We start from the raw sequence: 21,477 nt of genomic DNA, 5'->3' as shown, positions 1-21,477 counted from the left end.
CCCCGGCCCGGCAGTTGGCCTCGGGGTGCTCGAGGCCCGATGCTGTGTCCATGGGTGAGCGAGTGGCGCAGCAGCCACGCGTGGACGACCGGTCGCCGGAGCGCGGGCTCGGCGGCACGATCAGCGCGCCGCGCACGCTCATCCCGGCCCTGCTCGCGGCGATCGCCTACGTCGACCCGGGCAACTTCGGCGTCAACATCACGGCAGGCGCCGAGCACGACTACGCCCTCGTCTGGGTCGTCGTCTTCGCGAGCTGCTCGGCGATGGTCATCCAGTACCTCGCGGCCAAGCTCGGCATGGTGACCGGCAAGAGCCTGGCCGAGCACAGTGCGGCCCGCTATCCCGGGCTCGGCCGGTGGCTGCTGTGGGCGCAGGCCGAGCTCGTCGTCGTGATGACCGACCTCGCCGAGATCGTCGGCGGCGCCATCGCGCTGCGGCTCCTCTTCGGTATGCCGCTCATGGCCGGAGCCGTGTGCGTGACGCTCTTCAGCCTGGTCGTGCTCGCCCTCAAGGTGCGTGGCCGCAGCCACTTCGACTCGGTCGTGCTCGTGCTGCTGGTGGTCATCATCGGCTCGCTCGTCTGGCAGGTCTTCATCGCCGACGTCGACCGCGTGGCGCTGCTGCGCTCCGTCGTGCCGGGGCCGCTCGACTCGTCCGCGGCGCTGCTCGCGGTCGGCATCGTCGGCGCCACCGTGATGCCCCACGCGCTGCACTTCCACTCGGCTGCCTCGCGTGGCCACGACGACGGCACCGCGGCCGTCGGCCAGGCCGAACGCCTGCGCAGCGGCCGCCGGACCGCCCGGAGCGTGGTCATCGCCATGACCGTCGCCGGCGTCGCGAACGTCAGCCTTGTCGTCTTCTCCGCCGCGCTGCCCTCGGAGGCCGGCGCGAGCATCGAGACGGCGTATGCCGCCCTGGGGGCCAACGCGGGCCAGGTCGCCGCCACGATGCTGGCCGTCGCCCTCCTCGCCTCGGGTCTCGCGTCGACGCTCGTCGGGGTGCAGACCGGCGACATCGTCATGCAGGGCTTCGGCCGTCGCCCCATCGCGCCGCTGCTGCGCCGCCTGTTCGCCGTCGTACCGGCGCTGGTCATCCTCGGCGTGGGGGTGGAGCCGACGAACGCCCTTGTGTGGAGCCAGGTCGTCCTGTCGTTCGCCCTCCCCGGCACCCTCGTGCCGCTGCTGCTCCTGACCCGCGACGCCACGCTGATGGGGGTCCTCGTCAACCGCCGCATCACCACGGCGACCGCAGCGCTCATCACGGCGGTCATCGTCGGTCTCTGCACCTACCTGGTGGCGTCCGCCTTCTGAGCCGCACCGCACGCGGTCTCGTGGAGGGCGCGGCGGCTGCGGGCGGCATACGCCCCCGGACAGTGCGCGACCGTGTGGAAGAGTGGCGCACGAAACCGCTGCGACGTCGCTGAGGAAGGTGAGCATGCCGGCCCGTCTCGTCCCTCCGGGTGCCCGCGAGCTGACCCCGCTGACCGAGCTGCGCCTGCAGGTCCGCGCCTTCCTCGCCGAGCAGGTCGCGGCCGGGACGTTCGTGCCGCACGTCGACACCTGGCTGACCCGGTGGGACCGCGAGTTCACGCGTGAGCTGGGCCGTCGCGGCTGGCTCGGCATGGTCATCCCGACGGAGTACGGCGGCCAGGGACGCACCTACCTCGAGCGCTTCGTCGTCACCGAGGAGCTGCTCGTCGTGGGCGCACCCGTCGCCGCCCACTGGATCGCCGAGCGCCAGATCGGGCCGTCGCTGCTTCGCTACGGCACCGAGGAGCAGAAACAGGCCTTCCTGCCGGGCATCAGCCGCGGCGAGGTCGTCTTCGGCATCGGCATGAGCGAGCCCGACTCCGGCTCCGACCTCGCGAGCGTGCGCACCCGCGCCGAGCGGGTCGACGGCGGCTGGCGGCTCACCGGCACGAAGGTGTGGACGTCCGGCGCGCACGAGGCCGACGCGTTCTTCGCCCTCGCCCGCTCCGCGCCCCTCGACCCGGCGCACCGGCACGACGGCCTCAGCCAGTTCATCGTCGACCTGCGAGCACCGGGCGTGACGATCCGCCCCATCATCTCGATGGGCGGCGACCACCACTTCAACGAGGTGCACCTCGACGGCGTGTTCATCCCGGACGACCGCGTGCTCGGCGAGGTGGGGGAGGGCTGGTCGCAGGTGACCTCCGAGCTCGCCTACGAGCGCAGCGGTCCGGAGCGCGTGCTCTCCACCTTCCAGCTGCTCGCCGCCGCCGCGCAGGCCATGGACGACGGTCGCCTCCCGACCGACCCCGGCCTCGGGCGCCACGTCGCGCGGGTCGCGGCGCTGCACCAGATGTCCTTCGCCGTCTCGACCGCCCTGGAGAACCACGAGGACGCCGACACCGCCGCCGCCGTGGTCAAGGTGCTCGGCACCACGGGGGAGGGTGACATCGCCGACTACGTCGACACGCTCAACGCGACGGGCTGGTCGCTCGACGAGGAGCTCGACCGGCTCCTGCACGCCGCGATCCTGCAGCGTCCCGGCTTCACGCTGCGTGGTGGCACCAACGAGATCCTCCGCGGCGTCATCGCCCGCGGCCTGGGGCTGCGGTGACGACGGGCGAGCAGGGGAGGCGCCGGCCCGAGGGGCTTGCCGCGCCGACCTCCCCGGACGCCGACCTGCTCGCTGTGCTCGACGACCTCTTCACCGACTACCGCGCCACGCGGCCCACCCCTTCGGCCGTCGTCGACCTCGACCATGGCCTGTGGCAGCGCCTCGAGGAGCTCGGCCTCACCCGACTCACCGGCAGCGAGGCGAGCGGTGGCAGCGGCGCGAGCTGGGTCGACGCTGCCGCGCTGCTCGGCGTCGCCGCAGCGGCCGCCGCGCCGGTCCCGCTCGCCGAGCACGACGTGCTGGGTGGCTGGCTGCTGGAGTCCGCCGGCCTGCCCAACGACGGCGGCCTGCGTACGGTATGCCGTCCCGACCCGTCCGGGGTCGCCCTCAACGTGACGTGGGCGCGCGATGCAAGCCGGATCGTTGCCCTCTGGGAGGACCGGGACCAGTGGCGTGTCGCCGATGTCCCGGGCGATCGGGTCGGCATCGAGGAGCGCCGCAACATCGCAGGGGAGCCGAGCGACACCGTCGAGTTCGACCTGGACGACCTCGAGGCCGGCACGGTCGTCGCGCACGAGATCGGCGAGCAGTTCCACCTGCGCGGCGCCCTGGCCCGCTGCGCCCAGGTCGTCGGGGCGATGGAACGGGTCGTCGAGGTGGTCCTGGCCCACGTGCGCGGGCGCGAGCAGTTCGGCCGCCCGATCGGGCGCTTCCAGGCCGTGCAGCACCTCGTGTCGGACATCGCGTGCGAGACCGCGCTCGCCCGGGCCGCCACCGACTCCGCCGTCGCCCGCGCGGCGGCCTCCGACTGGCGTGACCCCGGCATGCTCTTCGCCGTCGGTGTCGCCAAGTCCTGCGTCGGGCATGCGGCCTCGGTCGTCGTCCGTGGTTCGCACCAGGCGCTCGGCGCGATCGGCACCACGCTGGAGCACGAGCTGCACACCCTGACCCGGCCGGTCCTGGCCCGGCGCAGCGAGTACGGCTCGCTCCAGGACTGGGACGAGACGCTCACGGCGCTCGCCGCCTCCGCCGGCCACGACCGGCTCTGGACCCTCATCACGACCGGCCGCGCCAAACCGAGGAGATCCGACGCATGACCGAGATCCGCTACGAGGTGGCCGACGCCGTCGCGCTCATCACCCTCGACGCCCCTGACCGGCGCAACGCGCTGTCGGTCGAGATGTCGCACGAGCTCGTCGACGCGGCCCGCACAGCCGAGTCCGACGCCGAGGTCGGCGCCGTGGTCATCACCGGTGGTTCCCACTTCTGTGCCGGCGCCGTCCGCGGCGTCCTGGCCGACACCGGCCGAGACCCCGTCGAGGACCAGGCCTACCGCAACCTCGAGAGCGTGTACGCCGCCTTCACGACGATCGGCGGGATCGCCGTGCCGACCGTGGCCGCCGTCCGGGGCGCCGCCGTCGGGGCCGGCCTGAACCTCGCCCTGGCCACCGACCTGCGCGTCGTCTCGCGCACGGCGCGGCTGCTTCCCGGCTTCGCCCAGATCGGCATCCACCCCGGTGGGGGCCACTTCACCCTTCTCAACCGGGTCGCGGGCCGAGAGGCCGCAGCCGCGCTCGGCCTGTTCGGTGACGAGGTCGACGGGGAGCGCGCGGTCGCGCTGGGACTCGCCTGGGCCGCATATGACGACGCCGACGTGCAGGACGAGGCCCTCGCCATCGCGGGCCGGGTCGCGAAGGACCCCGCGCTGGCCCGCCGGATGGTGGCCAGCTTCCGCCGCGAGACCGCCCCCGGAGGGGTGCCGTGGGACGTCGCCGTCGAGCTCGAGCGGTCCCCGCAGATGTGGTCGCTGCGCCGCAAGCACGGAGCGTGAGACACGCCAGATGACGACCCCGGCATTTCGTCCGACCGGGGGGCGGAGTGCAAGATGGGGAGGTTGACGTCCCCGATCGCGAAGGAGCATCCGTGCTGGCGTCCTACCGACCTCTCTTCGAGGTGCCGGGGGCGCGCGTCTTCATCATCGGCGGGATGATCGCCCGTTCGGCAGGCTCGATGTTCGCCGTCTCGGTCGTCGCCATGGTGGCCGCACGCACCGGCTCCTACGAGCTCGCGGGTGCGGTCGTCGCCGTCGGCATGGTGTCCCTGGCGCTGTGCGCGCCCTTCCTCGGCCGGCTCGTCGACCGCTACGGCCAGCGACGCGTCGCCATCCCGTTCTTCCTGTGGTCGGGCTTCTGGGTCGTCATGACGCTCCTGGTCTCGCTGCGGGGCTGGCCGTCCTGGCTCCTCTTCATCACGTTCCCGCTGTGCGGAGCCATCCCGAACCTCGGCACCATGGCGCGCGCCCGCTGGTCGCACATCTTCGCCCACGACTCCAAGAACCTGCACGCCGCGATGTCGTTCGAGCAGGTGATGGAGGAGATCACCTTCGTCGTGGGTCCGGTGCTCGCCATCTGGCTGTCGACGACGCTCTTCCCGGAGGCGGGCTTCGCGTTCGCCGCGCTCGCCTACGCCGTGGGGGTCCTCGTCTTCGTCTCCGCCCGGTCCACCGAGCCGCCGGTCGTCCCGCACCACGAGCGGCCGGACGAGCACGCCCACACCGTGCCGGGCCTGGTCCCGCTCGCCTTCATCATGGTGATGACGGGCGCGATCTTCGGTGTCAACGAGGTCGTCACGCTGGCCGTCTCGCAGGAGCAGGGCGCCCCGAGCGCGGCAGGCGCCATCCTCGCGTTGTATGCCGTGGGGTCGGCCACCGCAGGCCTCGTCTTCGGGCACATCTCGCACGGGCGCAGCCTCGTCAAGCTGCTGATCGTCGGCACGCTCGGCATGGCGGTGCTGGAGGTCCCGGTGCTCTTCGCGGGCAACCTGTGGGCCCTCGCGGGGCTGATGCTCGTCGCCGGCATGGCGACCGCGCCGACGCTCATCACGACGATGAACCTCATCGAGCGGATCGTGCCCAAGGCGCAGCTCAACGAGGGCATGACGATCGTGCTGACCGGCATCATCATCGGAGTCGCGGCCGGCTCGGCCGTCTCCGGCGCGGTGGTCGACCGGGTCGGGGCGCAGCACGGCTACTGGGTCGCCATCCTCGCCGGGAGCTTCGCCTTCGTCATGGCGCTGGGCACGCGCGCGTTCCTCACCCGCCGCGAGCTGCACAACCTGCGCTGACCCGCGTCAGCCCGCCCCCGGCATACGCCGTCGTCCCCAACCGTCGAGAAGCCGACCTCCGCGGGTCCCGACACGTCGAAAGGCCACTTCTCGCGACGAGAAGTGGCCCTTCGACTGGTCCGAGGCCGCAGGTCGTGGCCTCTCGACGGTTGGGTGGGGTGGTCAGTGACCGGCGGGCACCGCCACGTCCTCCCCGTCCTTGGCCGCCGACTTCTGTCCGGGCTTGGGACCCAGGTCGACGTTCGGCAGGAAGAGCGTCGCGACGAAGGCGAGGACCAGCACTCCGGCTGCGACGAGGAAGACGACCGACATCGCGTCCGAGAAGCCGACGAGGAAGGGCTTGGCCAGTGCAGGGTCGAGCTGGTTGATGAACGAGCTGTCGGACAGCGCCGAGCTGCCCGCGCCCGAGCCGCCGCTCTGCTGGGTGGCCTGCAGCTGCTGGATGAAGCCCTTGTTGACGGCGGGGTCGCCTCCGGTCGGGTTGCGCAGGGCCGCCTGGAAGGCGGGGGTCGGCGCGATGCTCGTGAAGGCCTCGGAGATCTTCGTCCCGGCCTGCGAGAAGAGGATCGAGAGGAAGACGGCCGTGCCCAGCGTGCCGCCGATCTGGCGGGTGAAGGTGGCCGAGGACGTCGCCACACCCATGTCGCGGCGGTCGACTGCGTTCTGCACGGCGAGCGTCAGCGGCTGGAAGTTGAAGCCGAGGCCGATGCCGAAGAAGAACATCCCGATCATCGTCTTCCACAGCGGTGTGTCCGCGCCGACGAAGTGGAAGCCGTAGAGCGCCAGGACGAGGATCGCCGCGCCCATGATCGGGAAGTGGCGGTAGCGACCGGTGCGGGAGATCATCTGGCCCGAGACGATCGAGCCGGCCATGATCCCGAGCGTCATCGGGAGCAGCTGGAGGCCGGCCTCGGTCGGGGTCGAGCCCTTGACGATCTGCAGGTAGAGCGGGATCGCCGCGAGGCCACCGAACATGCCCATGCCGATGAACACCGAGGCGATCGAGGACGAGGCGACGGTGCGGTTCCTGAAGAGGCGCAGCGGGATGAGCGCCTCCTCACCCATGGCCCGCTCGAACAGGAAGAAGGCGACGAGGCCCGCGAGGCCGATCGCGTAGCAGGTGATCGCCGTCGGGGAGCTCCAGCCCCACTGGCGGCCCTGCTCGGCCACGATGAGCAGCGGCACGAGGGCGACGGACAGGCTCAGGGCGCCCCAGTAGTCGATGCGGTGGTCGAGGCGGGTGTGCTTGAGGTGCAGCGTCCGCGTCACGACGATGAGGGCCGCGACGGCGATCGGCACGTTGACGAGGAAGACCCAGCGCCAGCCGGTGACACCGAGGATGCTGTCCTGGCCGGCGAAGAAGCCGCCGATGACGGGGCCGAGCACGCTCGAGGTGCCGAAGACGGCGAGGAAGTAGCCCTGGTACTTCGCACGCTCACGCGGCGGCACGATGTCGCCGATGATCGCGAGGGCGAGGGAGAAGAGGCCACCGGCGCCGATGCCCTGGACGGCACGGAAGGCCGCGAGGGACGGGATCGACCAGGCGAGCGTGCAGAGCATCGACCCGACCGTGAAGATCGTGATGGCGAAGAGGAAGAGCTTCTTGCGCCCGTAGATGTCGCCGAGCTTGCCGTAGAGCGGGGTCGCGATGGTGCTCGTGATGAGGTATGCCGTCGTGACCCAGGCCTGCCCGGCCAGGTCCTTGAGGTCGTCCGCGATGACGCGCATGGCGCTGGCGACGATGGTCTGGTCGAGCGCCGCGAGGAACATCCCCATCATCAGGCCGATGAGGATGGTGATGATCTCCTTGTGGGAGAGCACCGGTCGCGCGTCCGAGCCGGACGCGCCGGCCGGAGCAGCCGCGCGGGCGTCGGCCCGCGTGGGTTCGGCGGTGGTGTCGGACATGTCAGTCCTCTTTCTGCTTCTGGTCTCGGTTCGGTTGGAAGGGCATCGGGGGCGTCGCTGCACCCCTGGCCCTGAGGTTGGCGTCGAGCGCGTCGCCCAGCTCCCGTAGGCGGGCGACGAAGTCGGCGGTGACGGGCCCGTCCCAGTGGCTGAGCAGCCCCTGGAACCACGTGGCGCGGCTGACCTGGATGCGGTCGAGAGCCTCGCGACCGTGGTCGGTGAGGGACACCACCCAGGCGCGCCCGTCGCTGGGATCCGCGCTCTTCTCCAGCAGTCCGCTGGTGACGAGGGAGCTGACCTGGCGGCTGACGGTGGAGACGTCGTTGTGCAGCGTGGTTGCGAGCTCCGAGATGCGAATGGTGCCGGCCCCGGCCACGACGAAGAGCACGGGGTATGCCGTGGCGTCCACGCCGTCCTCGAGCCGGGGGGCGCTGTGCTTGGCCGCCACGAGCAGCTTCTGGACGCGCAGCAGACCGAGGAAGACCTCGTTCGCCTCGTCCTTGCTGACCGTCACGGCTGACCCCTTATGTCTCGTCTTATATTTGCTTGCAGCATGCAACTATCTGCGCAGGAGGTTTGGATGTCAAGTTGGATGTCCAAGGTTTGTACAATGACTCTGTCGGTGCTCGCCAGAGCCGGCCGGATGTGGTTGTCTGTCGTCCGGTGCCCCCCGGGGGTGCGAGGATGACGGACGCCCCGAGACCGTCCAACAGTGCGCGGAGCAACCGGGCCCGAAGTGCAGGGAGTGCCATGACGAGCGACGTTCCCGTCGACCCGACGATCAACAACGCCTTCCGTCAGATGTCGGCGTTGATCTACGCCGGTGCCGACGCGGGGTCGATCCACCAGTCGCTCGTCGAGGCCGCCCGCGAGCTCGTCGAGGGCTGCGACCGCGCCTCCATGCTCGTGCGCACCCGTGACCGCTTCGTCACGGCTGCCAGCACGGACGACATCGCCCGCCGCATCGACCAGATCGAGCTCGAGGTCGGCGAGGGCCCGTGCGTCGACGCGATCGTCTCCGAGGCCTTCCAGCACGACGCCGACCTGACGGACGCCCGGACCCCCTGGCCCCGGTTCACCGAGCGCATCGTCACCGAGACCCCGGTCCGCTCCGCGATCGGCTACCGGCTGCTCCTCGAGGGCGACAAGGTGGGAGCCCTCAACCTCTTCTCCGACACCCCCGGCGGCCTGACGGCTGCGTCCGCCGACGTCGGGGCCGTCATCGCCTCCTTCGCCTCGGTGGCCCTGATGGCCATCCGTGCGCGTGAGGAGGCCGCCACCCTGCGCCAGGGGCTGCAGAGCAACCGCGAGATCGGCAAGGCCGTGGGCCTGCTCATGGCAGCGCACCACATCAGCGGCGAGAAGGCCTTCGAGCTGCTGCGAAACACCTCGCAGGAGCTCAACATGAAGCTGACCCACGTGGCCTCCCAGGTCATCGAGGGCCAGCAGTCGCAGTTCGGCGCCTCCGTCGGGGCGACGGGCGCAGCGTCCGAGGGCGCCTCGGTCTGAGCGCGACCGTTGTTTTCCGAGGGCGGCCTGCCCAGCCGTCCCCGGCACGTCCCCGAATGCGCGAGTGGCCCCGACGCCCAGGGGCGACGGGACCACCGGATCGGGCAGGCCTGCGGGTCAGGCCGAGGCCACGCCCTCCGCGGAGAGCTGGCGGCGCAGCTCGTCGAGCGTGCGGCGCAGCAGGCGGCTGACCTGCATGGCGCTGAGCCCCATCGACTCAGCGATCTCGGCCTGCGTCATGTCCCCGCCGAAGCGGAGCTCGACGAGGCGCTGGTCGCGGGCCGGCAGCCGCTCGAGGGCGGTGCGGACCACGATGCCTTCGTCCAGCGCCGGGTCGGACCCGGAGTCGCCGCGGGCGTCGAGCAGGTCGAGAACCGGACGCCCGCCGTCGGCGGTCGTCGTGTCGAGCGATGCCGGGCGCAGGTTGCTCGCCGCGATCTGCGCCTCCTTGACCGCCTCGAGGCTGAGGTCCAGCTCGTGGGCGAGCTCGCCGGCATCCGGGTCGTGGCCGAGCTTCTGCTCGAGCCGGGACCTCGTGTCGGTGACGAGCTGGCGGCGCTCCTGCAGCTCCCGCGGGGGCCGCACGAGCCACCCGTGGTCGCGGAAGTGGCGGCGCAGCTCGCCGGTGATGGTCGGTGTTGCGTAGGCGCCGAACTCGGTCGGCTTGGACAGGTCGAAACGCTTGATCGCCTTGAGCAGCGCCAGGAAGGCGACCTGCTCGAGGTCGTCCCGGTCGAGGCCCTTGCCCGAGTAGCGGTGGGCGAGAGAACGAGCGAGCGGCATGTGCAGCCGCGTCACGGTCTCTAGGGCGTTGGCGCGTTCGGACGTGGAGTCCGTCGTGCGCAGGGTATGGATGAGCTCTCTGGTTCGCGCATCCTTGCGCGGACCCGCGGACGGGTCGGTCATGTCTTCTCCGATGTATCGGATCCCCGATGCGGCGCTGGCTTGACCGACTAGTCCCGACGCTAGGCCGTCCACCGGATATACACAAGGTGGACTTCGCCCCCGCTGACCCCCGTGCGGGTGTATACGCGCGGGAGGCGCCCTCAGTGGGTGACCACGACCAGGGCCTCGAGCACCCGGCGCGCGATCTCCTCGTCGCCCGTGACGGTGAAGTGCGTCTCGTCGACGGCCCGACGTCCGGCGGCACGCCGGGTCAAGGCGTCGGTGCTGAGCTGGATCGACGTGACGTCGAGCTGCTCCTCACCCTGAGGTCGGTCGTTGCCGCTGAAAAGCGCCTCGCCGTAAGGGCGCCCGTCCTCGCCGGTGATGATCCGCACGCCCCCGCGGGCGACGACAGGGCCGCTGACGTTGAGCACGACGGCGTGCCCAGGCTCGATGTCGGCCACTCTCGCGGCGATCCGGGGAAGGGCGTCGAGGATGTCGGCCGTGAAGACGGCGGCGCTCGCGGAGTCGAGGTTCCCGGGCCGGTCGAGGGCTGCGCGGATGTCCTGCTCGTGCACCCAGGCATCGACGATCCGGCGGTGAAGATGCTCGCCGAAAGTCGTGTCGGGACCGAAGAAACCACCGATCACGGTGTCCACGTCGGCGGTGGACCGGCGCAGGAGTGCCATGCGCTCAGGGTGGAACTCGGCCAGCTCGGCGACGATGTCGCGTCCGGTGACTCCGCGCCGGGCCTCGACGTCGACCTCCACGAACCGGGCGAAGTCGCTGCGGAGATGGGGGTAGTCCGGCACCTTGACCTGAGGGCGTGGCAGCCCGGCGAAGGACTTCTCGGCACCCACCACGTGCGCGATCTGGTCCTTGACCGTCCAGCCCGGGCACTCTGTCTGGAGTTCGAAGTCCTCGTCCCGGCAGGAGTACCCGAGGTCGATGATCGACTGCACGGAGTGGTCGAACGCGTCGATCAGTCCGTTGCGGTCGTCGGGGGCGGCCGGGTGCATGGGCATGTCATCAGACTACTTACCCTTGAGGCATGGCAACCCTGCAGCGAGAAGCACCGTCCGGTCGGCCGGCCGGTGCTTCCTCCCCGGGGCGGTGGGGAGCCGCCCCCGTTGCCGTGGCAGGGGTCGTCGTCGTCGGGCTGCTCGCCAGCGTCGTCGCCGCCCGCTACACCGGTGCAGCCGACGCCCCGCCCGGCGGCCTCGTCGATGCAGGCCCCGTGGTGCGGTGGTCCCTGCCGCTCGTGCGGGTCGTCCACGACGTCGCCGCGTCGCTGACTCTCGGCTCGCTGCTGCTCGCGGCCACCATGATCCCGGGACGTACGCGTGCCGAGAGTGCCGCTCCCGACGAGCCGCGCCGTGCCGCGGCCTTTCGCGTCGCCACGGTGGCCGCCTTCGTGTGGGCGGTCGCGGGGGCGGTCTGCGTCGTCTTCACCTTCGCGGACGCCGCCGGCCTGCCGCTGGGCGACCCGACGTTCGGAGCGAGCCTCGGGGGCTCCGTCTGGTCCATCGAGACCCTCCGGGTCGGGCTGCTCAGCACCGTGGCAGCCTTCCTCGTCGCGTCCGTGGCGGCGGTGTCCCGGGCGCGCTCGGTCGCCGTGGCTCTCAGCGTCCTGTCCGTCTTCGGCATGCTCGTCCTCGGTCTCGCGGGTCACGCCGGTGGCTCCGCCGACCACGAGACGGCCGTCAACGCCCTCGCCGTGCACCTGCTGAGCGCGGCCGTGTGGGTTGGTGGCCTGCTCGCCCTCATCGTCCTGCGGCCCCGCCTCGACGACGCCCTGGGCGTGGTGGCCCGGCGCTACTCGGCCGTTGCGCTCTGGTGCTACCTCGCTCTGGGCATCTCCGGTGTCATGTCGGCGACCACCCGGATGGCGACGTGGTCCGACCTCACCACCCCCTACGGCGTGCTGGTCCTGGTCAAGGTCGTCGCCTTCGTGGCCCTGGGGGTGGCCGGTGCCTGGCACCGCCGGTTCACCCTCGATCGGATCGACGCGGTGACGGCATACGACTCCACGGTCGACGCCGAGAGCGACGCTGCAGGACGACGCCTGCGGGGCCGGCTCTTCGCCCGCCTCGCGGTCGTCGAGACGCTCGTCATGGGCCTCGCCTTCGGGGTGGCGACCGCCCTGTCCCGAAGTCAGCCGCCGGTGCCTGAGACCGAGCCGGACCCCGGCCCGGCGCTCGCGCTGACCGGCTTCCCCGCGCCGACCGCCCCGACCGCCCTGTCCTGGGTCACCGCCTGGCGGGTCGAGTGGCTCTTCCTCGCGACCGGGCTGCTCGCCATCGGCCTCTACCTCGCAGGCGTCCTGCGCCTGCGCCGCCGCGGCGACGCCTGGCCGGTGCTGCGCACCATCAGCTGGGTGGTGAGCTGGCTGGTCTTCGTCTACGTCACCAACGGCGTCCTCGGCGTCTACAGCCGGGTGGCGTTCTCGTGGCACATGACGCTGCACATGCTCGAGGCCATGGTCATCCCGATCTTCCTCGTCCTCGGGGCCCCCGTCACGCTCGCGCTGCGCAGCGTCAAGGCCCGCCGCGACGGCACGCTGGGCCCGCGCGAGATGATCCTGGCCCTCGTGCACTCGCGGGTCCTGGCTGTGTTCGGCAACCCGGTCGTCGCCGCGGTGCTCTTCTTCATGAGCCTCGTCGTCTTCTACTGGACCGGGCTCTTCCAGCTCGCCCTGGAGACGCACACCGGGCACCTGCTGATGACCGCCCACTTCATGGTGACCGGCTACCTCTTCGCCTGGGTGCTCGTCGGCGTCGACCCGGGTCCCAAGAAGTGGAGCCCGGCCCTGCGGCTCATGGTGCTCTTCGCGACGATCGCCTTCCACGCCTTCTTCGGGGTGGCCATGATCAGCGGCACGTCCCTGCTCGGGGGCGACTTCTTCACCACGATCCGCATCCCGTGGGTCACCGACCCGCTCGCCGACCAGCGCTACGGCGGCGGTGTCGCGTGGGCGATCGGCGAGTTGCCGAGCCTCGTCCTCGCCCTGACCGTGGCCCTGCAGTGGTTCCGCAGCGACCGGGCCGAGTCGGTCCGCCAGGACCGGCGGGCCGACCGTGACGGCGACGCGGAGCTGACGGCATACAACAAGCGTCTTGCGGCGCTGGCGAAGCGCGACGCCGGCCCCTCCCGCTGACCGGGCCGTATGCGTCCACCCCCGTGGGGGCGACCGCTCGACCTCGCGCCAGCGACATCTACTACGTCTTGTAGGATTTGGGGTGAGGAGGCAGCATGCCGCAGCGAACGTCGAACCCACGGTGCCCGATCCGGCTCGGGGAGCCCTGCACGCTGTGCTTCCCGGGCGCCAGTGGCCCGCAGGACTGCGGCCTCGTCTACCTGGTCCAGACCGACCCGGAGCTGCGCCGGGAGCTGGCCGCCCGACGCCGGGAGCGGCACGAGGAGCGGGCGCACTGACGCGCCCCGCTGACCCGGGCCGCTGACCCGGCCGAGGCGGCGTGTGAGAGTTGGTCCATGAAGGTTGCCCTCATCCAGCTGGCCTACGGCGACGACGAGTCGGTCACCGACCGCGTCGCACGCGTCGCCGACCTCGTGCGGGCCCAGGCCGGCCACGACCTCGTCGTGCTGCCCGAGCTGTGGTCGGCCGGCGGCTTCGACTACACCGCCTGGGACGGGCGCGCCCAGCGCGTGGACGGTCCTGTGGCGCAGGCGCTCTCGGCTGCCGCGCGCGAGGCGCGGGTGACCCTTCACGGTGGCTCGATCGTCGAGCGGGGCGAGCCTGCGTCGGCCGGCGAGCACGGCGTCTGGAACACCAGCCTCGTCTTCTCGCCCGACGGCGAGCTAATGGCCACCTACCGCAAGGTCCACCGCTTCGGCTTCGGCGCGGGCGAGCCGAGGCTGATGGACGCCGGCGAGGAGCTGGTCGTCGTCGACGTGCCGGTGGCGGGGGGCAGTGCCGTCCCCGTCGGGCTCTCGACCTGCTACGACCTGCGCTTCCCTGAGCTCTACCGCCGACTGCTCGACCGGGGCGCCGAGGTCTTCGTCATCCCCGCCGCCTGGCCGCGCGCGCGGGTCGCGCACTGGACGCTGCTGGGCCAGGCTCGCGCCGTCGAGGACCAGTGCGTCGTGCTGCAGTGCAACACCGCGGGCACCCATGCGGGGCACGAGATGGGCGGCCAATCGCAGGTCGTGGACGCGACCGGGAAGGTTCTGGCCTCCGCGGGCCTTGACGAGGAGGTGCTGAGCATCGACATCGACACCACGGCGACGCCGCAGTGGCGTCTCTCCTTCCCCGTGCTGGCAGACCGGAGGCTCTCGTGAGCTCCGACATCAAGGTCAGCCGGCCGAGTCTCCGCTCGCGGGTGAAGGTCAGGGCGCCCGAGCTCGTCGGCCGCGGCTGGCTCAACACCGGCGGCCGGTCCCTCTCGCTCGCCGACCTGCGTGGTCGCGTCGTCGTCCTCGACTTCTGGACCTTCTGCTGCGTCAACTGCCTCCACGTCCTCGACGAGCTGCGACCCGTCGAGGCGCAGTTCCCCGACGCGCTGACCATCATCGGCGTGCACTCGCCCAAGTTCGAGCACGAGGCGGACGTCGACGCGCTCACGGCCGCCGTGGAGCGGTATGCCGTCCACCACCCCGTGCTCGACGACCCCGAGCTCGTCACGTGGAAGGCGTATGCCGCCCGCGCCTGGCCGACCCTCGTCGTGCTCGACCCCGAGGGCTACGTCGTCGCCTCGATGTCGGGGGAGGGGCACGGCCCGGGCCTCGCCACGCTCGTCGCCGAGCTGATCGAGGAGCACCGCGCCAAGGGCACCCTGCAACCCGGTGACGACCCCTACGTCGCGCCGCCCGCACCGGACACCGCCCTGCGCTTCCCCGGCAAGGCCGTCGCCCTGCCCGACGGGTCTTTCGTCGTCAGCGACACCGCCAACCACGAGGTCGTCCACCTCGAGGACGACCTCGAGACGGAGCGCATCCGCTGGGGCGGTGAGGGCGTCCTGAACGAGCCGCAGGGCGTGCTGCTCGCCACGCCGGAGATCTCGCAGCGCCTCGGTATCGACGTGCTCGTTGCTGACTCGGTCAACCACCAGCTGAAGGGGATTCGCCTCTCCGACGGCTCTGTCCACGTCGTCGCCGGTACGGGGTCGCAGCTCCGCGAGCGCACCGGGGGTGGCGCCGCCCGTCACCAGCCGCTGTCGACGCCGTGGGACCTGGCGTGGCTGGGGGACCGGCTGCTCGTCGCGATGGCCGGCACGCACCAGCTGTGGGCCTGGACGCCCGGCGAGACGCTCGAGGACGGCACGGTCGAGGTCGTCGCCGGCACGTCGAACGAGGGGCTCGTCGACGGCGCGGGTGGCGAGGCATGGTTCGCCCAGCCGTCGGGGCTCGCCGCCTCGGCCTCTGGTGACCGCGTCTGGGTGGCCGACTCCGAGACGTCTGCCCTCCGGTCGGTGACGGCCTCATCGGACGGACAGCTCGCCGTCGAGACGCACGTCGGCACAGGCCTGTTCGACTTCGGCCACCGCGACGGCGACGCCACCGAAGCGCTGTTTCAGCACCCGCTGGGCGTCACGGAGCTGCCCGATGGCTCCGTCGCGGTCAGCGACACCTACAACGGCGCCGTCCGGCGCTACGACCCCTCGACAGGGCAGGTCTCGACCCTCGCCCAAGGCTTGGCCGAGCCGAGCGACGCCGTCGTGGAGCACGACCCCGACACCGGCGAGGTGCGCCTCGTCGTCGTGGAGTCCGCTGCCCACCACCTGACCCGCGTCGCCCTGCCGGAGGCCGCCCAGCGCGTCCACGGCCCAGCCCACCGGACGCAACGACCCCCGACGCCGCTGCCGGCCGGTGAGGTCGTTCTCGAGGTGACCTTCGTCCCGCCGCGCGGCCAGAAGCTCGACCTGCGCTGGGGCGACCCGACGCGGCTCGACGTCTCCGCCACTCCGGACGCGCTGCTGGTCTCCGGTGCCGGGCGGGCCGAAGGGCTGACTCGCACGCTGGTGCTGCGCGAGGGCATCGGCTCCGGGACGCTGCACATCTCGGTGCAGGCGGCCGCGTGCGACGGGGACCCTGACACAGGCGAGGTGCCCGAGCACGCCGCCTGCCACCTCTTCCAGCAGGACTGGGGCATCCCCGTCGTCCTGGACCGGAGCGCCGGTGCCACACTGACTCTCGACCTGCGGGGAGTCCAGGCCGGGGACTAGTCCGGTCGGCGGCGACCCCGACGACACCGAGCGCACAAGGCGGCAGACGTGGCACGACAAGGCTCCGGTGGCGCCGGCCGCTCGTTCCTCTCGGCGGTGTGCGGCCTGCTGGCCATCGTGCTGCTGCCGGTGTCGCTCGTGGCCTTCTGGGCCTCGGTGATGCTGACCCGCACCGACGTCTTCGTCGACGAGCTGCGGCCCGTCGTCACCAAGCCGCAGGTGCAGGAGGCGCTCACCGACGGCATCGTGCAGGGCGTCCTCGGGGCCGTAGACCTGCAACCGGCGATCGAGAAGGTTCTCGAGGCGCCGCTGCGCACCAAAGCTGCCGAGCTCGTCGCCAGCCCCGCGGTGACGACGGCGTGGGCCACCGGCATCCGGGCCCTGCACACGCAGTTCATCGACCTCATGCGAGGCCGGGCCGACACCGCGCTCGACGCCCAGGGCCGCGTCTCGGTCCGGGTCACCATCCCCGTGCCGGCGCTGACCTCCACGCTCGAGCAGGCCGGGGTGCCGAACGCCGCGTCCATCGCACCGGTCGTGACGATCCCCCTCGTCAAGGCCAGCGACCTGCAGAAGGCGCAGGAGGCATACCGGATCGCCGATGCCTGGGGGCCGTGGGCGCCCCTGGTCGTGGTCGTGCTCGCGCTGCTGTCGATCGCGCTCGCCCGGCGCTGGCGCACGGCGACGAGCCTGGTGGCCGTCGGCTGGATCGCCATGGCGCTGGCGCTCGCGCTGGTCCTCATGGTGGCGCGCGAGCCGCTCATGCGCAGGGTGGACCCCGAGGTGGCCAGGACGATCGCCGACGCCGCCTACGGCCTGGCCGCGCGCAACCTCTACTACGAGATCGCGATCGCCGTCGGGGCGGGAGTCGTCATGCTCCTCGTGAGCGCCCTCAGCCTGGTGGGCCGCCGCCGCCCCCACTGAGGGACCGGCCCGTGGCTCCGGGTGCCGCCGAGGGTATGTGCATCGCAGGCACGCCTCCAGACGTGCCCCCAGCCAAGGAGACCTCATGGGTATCGGACTCGGGATCTTCCTGCTCGTCGTCGGCGCGATCTTCTACTTCACGAACATCGACTCCAGCGTCCTCAACCTGAGCAGCAACACCGGCAACACGATCGGCATCATCCTCATGGTCGCGGGCGCGCTCGCGATCATCCTCGCGCTCGTCCTCAACGCGCAGCGCACCCGCACGCAGCACACGATCGTCGCGGAGCGCCGGGGCGCGCCCGACGTCGTCGAGCGTCGGGTCGACGAGCCTGAGGTCGTCGAGCGCCGCGTCGAGCGTCGCGACGGCACCATCTGAACCGTCGAAAGGCCACAAACCGGCCCTTCAACCGTCGAAAGGCCACGAACCGGAGCCCGGTTTGTGGCCTTTCGACGTTGGGGGAAGCGGGATCAGGGGTCAGAAGGCTGACTCGGGGACGTCCATGAGGTCGTTGTCCGTGGCCTCGGCGATGGCACGCTCGGCGGCCAGCCTGGGCAGGACGTTCTTGGCGTAGAACGACGCCGCTGCGACCTTGCCGAGGTAGAAGTCCCGGTCCTTGCCGGTCGCGCCTTCGTCGAGGGCGTTCTGGGCGACCTCTGCCTGGCGCAGCAGCAGCCACCCGACGACGAGATCACCGGCGGCGAGGAGCAGGCGCGTCGTGTTCTGGCCGACCTTGTAGAGGTTGGCCGTCTCGCCGCCCATCCGGGGGTCACTCTTCATGAGGTCGCCGATCAGGTGACCGACGATGCCCTGGATGTCCTCGAGCGCCCGGCCCAGCAGCTCGCGCTCGGTGTCGAGCGAGCCGCCGAGGTCCTTGGCGAACTCCTGGATCTGCCCGGCGACGTGCTGCAGGGCCTGGCCCTTGTCGCGGACGATCTTGCGGAAGAAGAAGTCGAGGCCCTGGATGGCGGTCGTGCCCTCGTAGAGCGTGTCGATCTTCGCGTCGCGGACGTACTGCTCGATCGGGTAGTCCTGCAGGAAGCCGGAGCCGCCGTACGTCTGGAGCGACTCGGTGCCGAGCAGCACCCAGGCCCGCTCGGAGCCCAGGCCCTTGACGAGCGGGAGCATGAGCTCGCTGATCCGGTTGGCGACCTCGGCCGGCGAGCCCTTCTCGAGCGGCGCGGCGGGGTTGCCGCCCTGCGCCTGGGCGACGGCGTCCTGCTGGCTCGCGGTGTACAGCACGAGCGCACGCAGGCCCTCGGCATACGCCTTCTGGAGCATGAGCGAGCGGCGCACGTCGGGGTGGTGGGTGATGGGCACACGCGGCGCCGTCTTGTCGGTCATCTGCGTCAGGTCGGCGCCCTGGACGCGCTCCTTGGCGTACTCGAGGGCGTTGAGGTAGCCCGTCGACAGCGTCGCAATGGCCTTGGTGCCCACGAACATCCGCGCGTTCTCGATGACCTTGAACATCTGCGCGATGCCGTCATGCACATCGCCGAGGAGAGTGCCGACGGCTGGCTGCTGCTCGCCGAAGGTGACCTCGCACGTGGTGCTGACCTTGAGGCCCATCTTGTGCTCGACATTCGTGACGTGGGCGCCGTTGCGCTCGCCCAGCTCACCGGTCTCGAGGTCGACGTGGAACTTCGGCACGATGAAGAGGGACAGGCCCTTGGTGCCGGGGCCGGCGCCCTCGGGGCGGGCGAGGACGAAGTGCACGACGTTGTCGACGAGGTCGGACTCGGCGGAGGTGATGAAGCGCTTGACGCCGGTGATGTGCCACGTGCCGTCGGGCTGCTGGACGGCCTTGGTCCGGCCGGCGCCGACGTCGGAGCCGGCGTCGGGCTCGGTGAGCACCATCGTGGTGTGCCAGGCCCTGTCGACGATGTGCTTGGCGAGCTTCTTCTGGTCGTCGGTGCCCATGTGCCACAGCAGGTTGGCGAAGGAGTAGCTCGCGGTGAACATGTGGACGGCGGGGTTGGCGCCGCACACCATCTCGGCGACCGACCAGCGCAGCGAGGCGGGCACGACCATGCCGCCGAGCTCGGCCGGCACGTCGAGGTTGCCCCAGCCGCCGTCGACGTACGCCTTGAACGACCTCTTGAAGGAGTCCGGCATCGTCACGGTCTGGTTGACCGGGTCGTAGACAGGCGGGTTGCGGTCGCTGTCGAGCAGGCTGTCGGCCAGTTCGTTCTCGGCGAGTCGCGACACCTCGCGCAGGATGTCCTTGGCGGCGTCGACGTCGACGTCGGCATAGATGCCCTGGCCGAGGACGTCCTGCCGGCCGAAGACCTCGAAGAGGTTGAACTCGAGGTCGCGCACGTTGCTCTTGTAGTGGCCCATCCGGGGACCCTCCGGGTTCTGTCGCTCGTCGTGCGTCCGCGCCGTCGTCGGCGGGCGCGCCAGGTTACTGGCCGGTCACTTCCATGATGCTACTGACCGGTAACGATCGCAAGGTCGATAGGTCACGGTTGCGCGACACGTCGACCGATGGCGTATGCCGGGTGGCCGGGTGTCCCGCGACTCCGCCCCCCTGCGGGTTGTCGTCCTTGAACGCGACCTCGGGCCCGGGACAGCGAAAGGGCCCGGTCGCGATGACCGGGCCCGTCGCATCTGGAGCAGGCGGCACGAATTGCACGTACGTCTTCCTTCTGGAAGAAGGCTGTTCTGCTACTGAACTACGCCTGCGAGGCGTCGCCCACCGTAGCAACGAAGGGGTGCCGACGTCCAAATCCGACTCGCCGGTGGCGCCGCCGGTGGCGCCGCCCTACGAGCCGTCCCGAACCCGGCGGGCGAAGGTCGACGAGCGCGTGTGCAACTCCTCGACGCGACGCTGGACGAGGACGTGCGGGTCGAGCCCGCCCTCCATGCCATTCGGCAGGCGTCGGACATGCGCCGAGCAGCTGAAGTCGGCGTGCACCAGCGTGCCCAGGCTGTTGCCCTCCCGGCCGGCGGCGCCGGCGCGCTTGGCGACGAAGAGGGTGACGTCGGTCGTGGCGAAGACGTCCTCGCACCAGGCGCACATCGTGCTCGCCCTGCGGGTGCGCTCGGAGGCCCGCAGCAGGAAGCCGACGGGTTCGTCGTCGACGGGCACGACGGCATACGCGCGCTGGGGGTTGCTGCGGTCGACCCACCCGAGGTAGTCGAGCCGGTCCCAGCGTTCGCCGAGCCGCTCGAGGTCGGTGGGGAGGCTCGCCTGCTTCGCCTCACGCCGCGAGGCGTTGACGAAGGAGGAGCGAATCTCATTCTCTGTCAATGGTTTCATGGTCAGTCCTGTCGGTGGGGCATGATCGGATGAACCGGTCAGCCGGGGTGCGGGAGGCAGGGTGCGACCGTGACCGCTGAGCAGGCCATGGTGGCCACCCCCTCTCCCGCGGGCCTTCCCGCTGACGACTGACGAGCTCCCGTGGAGCAGCGACCATGGTGCGCCAAGGGCGGGCGCCGCGTCCACCCGAATTGGCTGCTGCCCCCGGGCGGGATGTCCGTTTTCGGCCGTTTCAGACTGTCAACTCTTGCCATGATCTGTCGTTTGATGATGCTTTCGTGACCGTTCTGTCATTGTCGCTGGAGTCAATCGCCCGGGGTCCTCCCCGTGCGGCCCACCGGACGCCGAGTCCTGTCCACCGGTGGGGCAGCCACGCAACAGCGGACAGGAGTGGGGGACCCACCTTCGGGCCGGCCAGCCGGTCCTCGGGGTGAAGCCGCATCTGCGGCCGGGCTGCTTCCGCCCGAACCCGACAGCTCACCTCACAGGCGCGGGAAGGAATGCACCATGCCCACCACCAGTTCTGCACGTCGAATTCCCTTGTCGTCAATGACAATCACGCCCCTCTTGGCGGCACTGCTGATCGGGGCGGGCGCCGCACCGTCGGACCACGCAGTCTCGGTGACGGGCGGGTCGTCCACGGCGGTGCCAGCCGCTCCGCTCACCTCATCGCCAGCAACTGCCCAGCCCGTGAGCATCGCCACGACGCCCGTCGCCTACGTCACGCCGGCGTCGGTGGCCATCCCGCGGGGGCTGAAGGCCGTCAGGCTCGCGGCGGCCCAGAAGGGCAAGCCGTATCGCTGGGGCGGTGCGGGGCCGCGGTCCTTCGACTGCTCCGGTCTCGTCTACTACGTGTACGACAAGCAGCTGCACGTGTCGCTGCCGCGAACTGCGAATGCGCAGCGCAAGAAGGCGATTCGGGTGGCCAAGGCCAATGTGCGTCCCGGGGACCTTGTCTTCTTCATGTCCCGCGGCCGCGCTTACCACGTGGGCATCTATGCGGGCCACGGCAAGATCTGGCACTCGCCTCGGCCGGGTCAGCGCGTCATGCTCAGCAAGATCTGGACGAGCAGGTGGCAGGCGGGTCGCATCCGCTGACGGCT

Annotated in this window: 20 protein-coding genes, 1 tRNA gene and 1 riboswitch; of the genes, 13 read left to right on the top strand and 8 right to left on the bottom strand. The window is 71.0% G+C overall.

Annotation, left to right across the window (positions count from 1 at the left end; all coding sequences use genetic code 11):
• Positions 1–50 precede the first annotated feature (50 nt).
• The 5 genes from AC3WRT_RS08930 to AC3WRT_RS08910 all read left to right on the top strand — a co-directional run bounded on the left by AC3WRT_RS08930 (position 51) and on the right by AC3WRT_RS08910 (position 5,706).
• The gene (locus AC3WRT_RS08930; protein ID WP_492721117.1) at positions 51–1,310 is read left to right on the top strand and encodes an Nramp family divalent metal transporter; all 1,260 of its coding nucleotides are present in this window, start codon (positions 51–53) and stop codon (positions 1,308–1,310) included.
• Between the two features lie 124 nt (positions 1,311–1,434).
• Positions 1,435–2,583, top strand: coding sequence for an acyl-CoA dehydrogenase family protein (locus AC3WRT_RS08925; protein WP_492721116.1), 1,149 nt, complete (start codon positions 1,435–1,437; stop codon positions 2,581–2,583).
• Positions 2,580–3,680: an acyl-CoA dehydrogenase family protein gene (locus tag AC3WRT_RS08920; protein ID WP_492721115.1), complete on the top strand. Its 1,101-nt coding sequence runs from the start codon at positions 2,580–2,582 to the stop codon at positions 3,678–3,680. Before AC3WRT_RS08925 ends, AC3WRT_RS08920 begins: the two co-directional genes overlap by 4 nt.
• On the top strand, positions 3,677–4,414 hold the full coding sequence (locus tag AC3WRT_RS08915) for an enoyl-CoA hydratase-related protein (RefSeq protein ID WP_492721114.1): 738 nt from the start codon (positions 3,677–3,679) through the stop codon (positions 4,412–4,414). Before AC3WRT_RS08920 ends, AC3WRT_RS08915 begins: the two co-directional genes overlap by 4 nt.
• 92 nt (positions 4,415–4,506) lie before the next feature.
• The gene (locus AC3WRT_RS08910) at positions 4,507–5,706 is read left to right on the top strand and encodes an MFS transporter (protein WP_492721113.1); all 1,200 of its coding nucleotides are present in this window, start codon (positions 4,507–4,509) and stop codon (positions 5,704–5,706) included.
• 162 nt (positions 5,707–5,868) lie between these two features.
• Here AC3WRT_RS08910 and AC3WRT_RS08905 read toward each other — a convergent pair whose 3' ends face one another.
• Positions 5,869–7,611, bottom strand: a complete 1,743-nt coding sequence (locus AC3WRT_RS08905; protein WP_492721112.1) for an MDR family MFS transporter — start codon at positions 7,609–7,611, stop codon at positions 5,869–5,871.
• Position 7,612: 1 nt separating this feature from the next.
• A complete protein-coding gene (locus tag AC3WRT_RS08900) occupies positions 7,613–8,125 on the bottom strand; it encodes a MarR family winged helix-turn-helix transcriptional regulator (protein WP_492721111.1) in 513 nt (170 codons plus the stop codon).
• 236 nt (positions 8,126–8,361) lie between these two features.
• Between AC3WRT_RS08900 and AC3WRT_RS08895 the strand changes: the two genes are divergently transcribed.
• Positions 8,362–9,120 carry a GAF and ANTAR domain-containing protein gene (locus tag AC3WRT_RS08895; RefSeq protein ID WP_492721110.1) on the top strand — a complete coding sequence of 253 codons (759 nt, stop codon included), beginning with the start codon at positions 8,362–8,364 and terminating at the stop codon, positions 9,118–9,120.
• A 117-nt stretch (positions 9,121–9,237) separates the two neighbouring features.
• Here AC3WRT_RS08895 and AC3WRT_RS08890 read toward each other — a convergent pair whose 3' ends face one another.
• Complete coding sequence (locus AC3WRT_RS08890) at positions 9,238–10,026, bottom strand: sigma-70 family RNA polymerase sigma factor (RefSeq protein ID WP_492721109.1); 789 nt, start codon at positions 10,024–10,026, stop codon at positions 9,238–9,240.
• Between the two features lie 140 nt (positions 10,027–10,166).
• Positions 10,167–11,030 (bottom strand): maleylpyruvate isomerase family mycothiol-dependent enzyme, encoded by an 864-nt coding sequence (locus tag AC3WRT_RS08885; RefSeq protein ID WP_492721108.1) that lies wholly within the window; start codon positions 11,028–11,030, stop codon positions 10,167–10,169.
• 26 nt (positions 11,031–11,056) lie between these two features.
• Here AC3WRT_RS08885 and AC3WRT_RS08880 point away from each other — a divergent pair, with 26 nt between their 5' ends.
• From AC3WRT_RS08880 to AC3WRT_RS08855, 6 genes are all read left to right on the top strand, one after another.
• Positions 11,057–13,162, top strand: coding sequence for a bifunctional copper resistance protein CopD/cytochrome c oxidase assembly protein (locus AC3WRT_RS08880; protein ID WP_492721107.1), 2,106 nt, complete (start codon positions 11,057–11,059; stop codon positions 13,160–13,162).
• Between the two features lie 95 nt (positions 13,163–13,257).
• Positions 13,258–13,440: a DUF6767 domain-containing protein gene (locus AC3WRT_RS08875; RefSeq protein ID WP_492721106.1), complete on the top strand. Its 183-nt coding sequence runs from the start codon at positions 13,258–13,260 to the stop codon at positions 13,438–13,440.
• Between the two features lie 57 nt (positions 13,441–13,497).
• Positions 13,498–14,304 (top strand): carbon-nitrogen family hydrolase, encoded by an 807-nt coding sequence (locus AC3WRT_RS08870; RefSeq protein ID WP_492721105.1) that lies wholly within the window; start codon positions 13,498–13,500, stop codon positions 14,302–14,304.
• The gene (locus tag AC3WRT_RS08865) at positions 14,301–16,187 is read left to right on the top strand and encodes an NHL domain-containing thioredoxin family protein (protein ID WP_492721104.1); all 1,887 of its coding nucleotides are present in this window, start codon (positions 14,301–14,303) and stop codon (positions 16,185–16,187) included. The genes AC3WRT_RS08870 and AC3WRT_RS08865 overlap by 4 nt, the downstream gene beginning before the upstream one ends.
• 48 nt (positions 16,188–16,235) lie before the next feature.
• The gene (locus AC3WRT_RS08860; RefSeq protein WP_492721103.1) at positions 16,236–17,111 is read left to right on the top strand and encodes a hypothetical protein; all 876 of its coding nucleotides are present in this window, start codon (positions 16,236–16,238) and stop codon (positions 17,109–17,111) included.
• Positions 17,112–17,196: 85 nt separating this feature from the next.
• The gene (locus AC3WRT_RS08855; protein WP_492721102.1) at positions 17,197–17,490 is read left to right on the top strand and encodes a DUF6458 family protein; all 294 of its coding nucleotides are present in this window, start codon (positions 17,197–17,199) and stop codon (positions 17,488–17,490) included.
• Between the two features lie 99 nt (positions 17,491–17,589).
• Here AC3WRT_RS08855 and AC3WRT_RS08850 read toward each other — a convergent pair whose 3' ends face one another.
• The 4 genes from AC3WRT_RS08850 to AC3WRT_RS08835 form a co-directional block, all read right to left on the bottom strand.
• The gene (locus AC3WRT_RS08850) at positions 17,590–19,452 is read right to left on the bottom strand and encodes an acyl-CoA dehydrogenase (protein WP_492721101.1); all 1,863 of its coding nucleotides are present in this window, start codon (positions 19,450–19,452) and stop codon (positions 17,590–17,592) included.
• A 271-nt stretch (positions 19,453–19,723) separates the two neighbouring features.
• A tRNA-Gly gene (locus tag AC3WRT_RS08845) sits at positions 19,724–19,797 on the bottom strand.
• A 79-nt stretch (positions 19,798–19,876) separates the two neighbouring features.
• On the bottom strand, positions 19,877–20,374 hold the full coding sequence (locus AC3WRT_RS08840) for an FBP domain-containing protein (RefSeq protein ID WP_492721100.1): 498 nt from the start codon (positions 20,372–20,374) through the stop codon (positions 19,877–19,879).
• Positions 20,375–20,716: 342 nt separating this feature from the next.
• Positions 20,717–20,876: riboswitch (cyclic di-AMP (ydaO/yuaA leader) on the top strand.
• On the bottom strand, positions 20,857–21,078 hold the full coding sequence (locus AC3WRT_RS08835) for a hypothetical protein (RefSeq protein ID WP_492721099.1): 222 nt from the start codon (positions 21,076–21,078) through the stop codon (positions 20,857–20,859). It overlaps the preceding riboswitch by 20 nt.
• Between AC3WRT_RS08835 and AC3WRT_RS08830 the strand changes: the two genes are divergently transcribed.
• The gene (locus tag AC3WRT_RS08830) at positions 21,065–21,472 is read left to right on the top strand and encodes a C40 family peptidase (RefSeq protein ID WP_492721098.1); all 408 of its coding nucleotides are present in this window, start codon (positions 21,065–21,067) and stop codon (positions 21,470–21,472) included. The two genes, AC3WRT_RS08835 and AC3WRT_RS08830, sit on opposite strands and share 14 nt — an antisense overlap.
• Positions 21,473–21,477: the final 5 nt, after the last annotated feature.

It is taken from the genome of Terrabacter sp. FW104-15G4B (assembly GCF_058790095.1).
The sequence above is the reverse complement of the archived record's forward strand: the minus strand, read 5'-3'. Positions and strand labels throughout refer to the sequence as shown.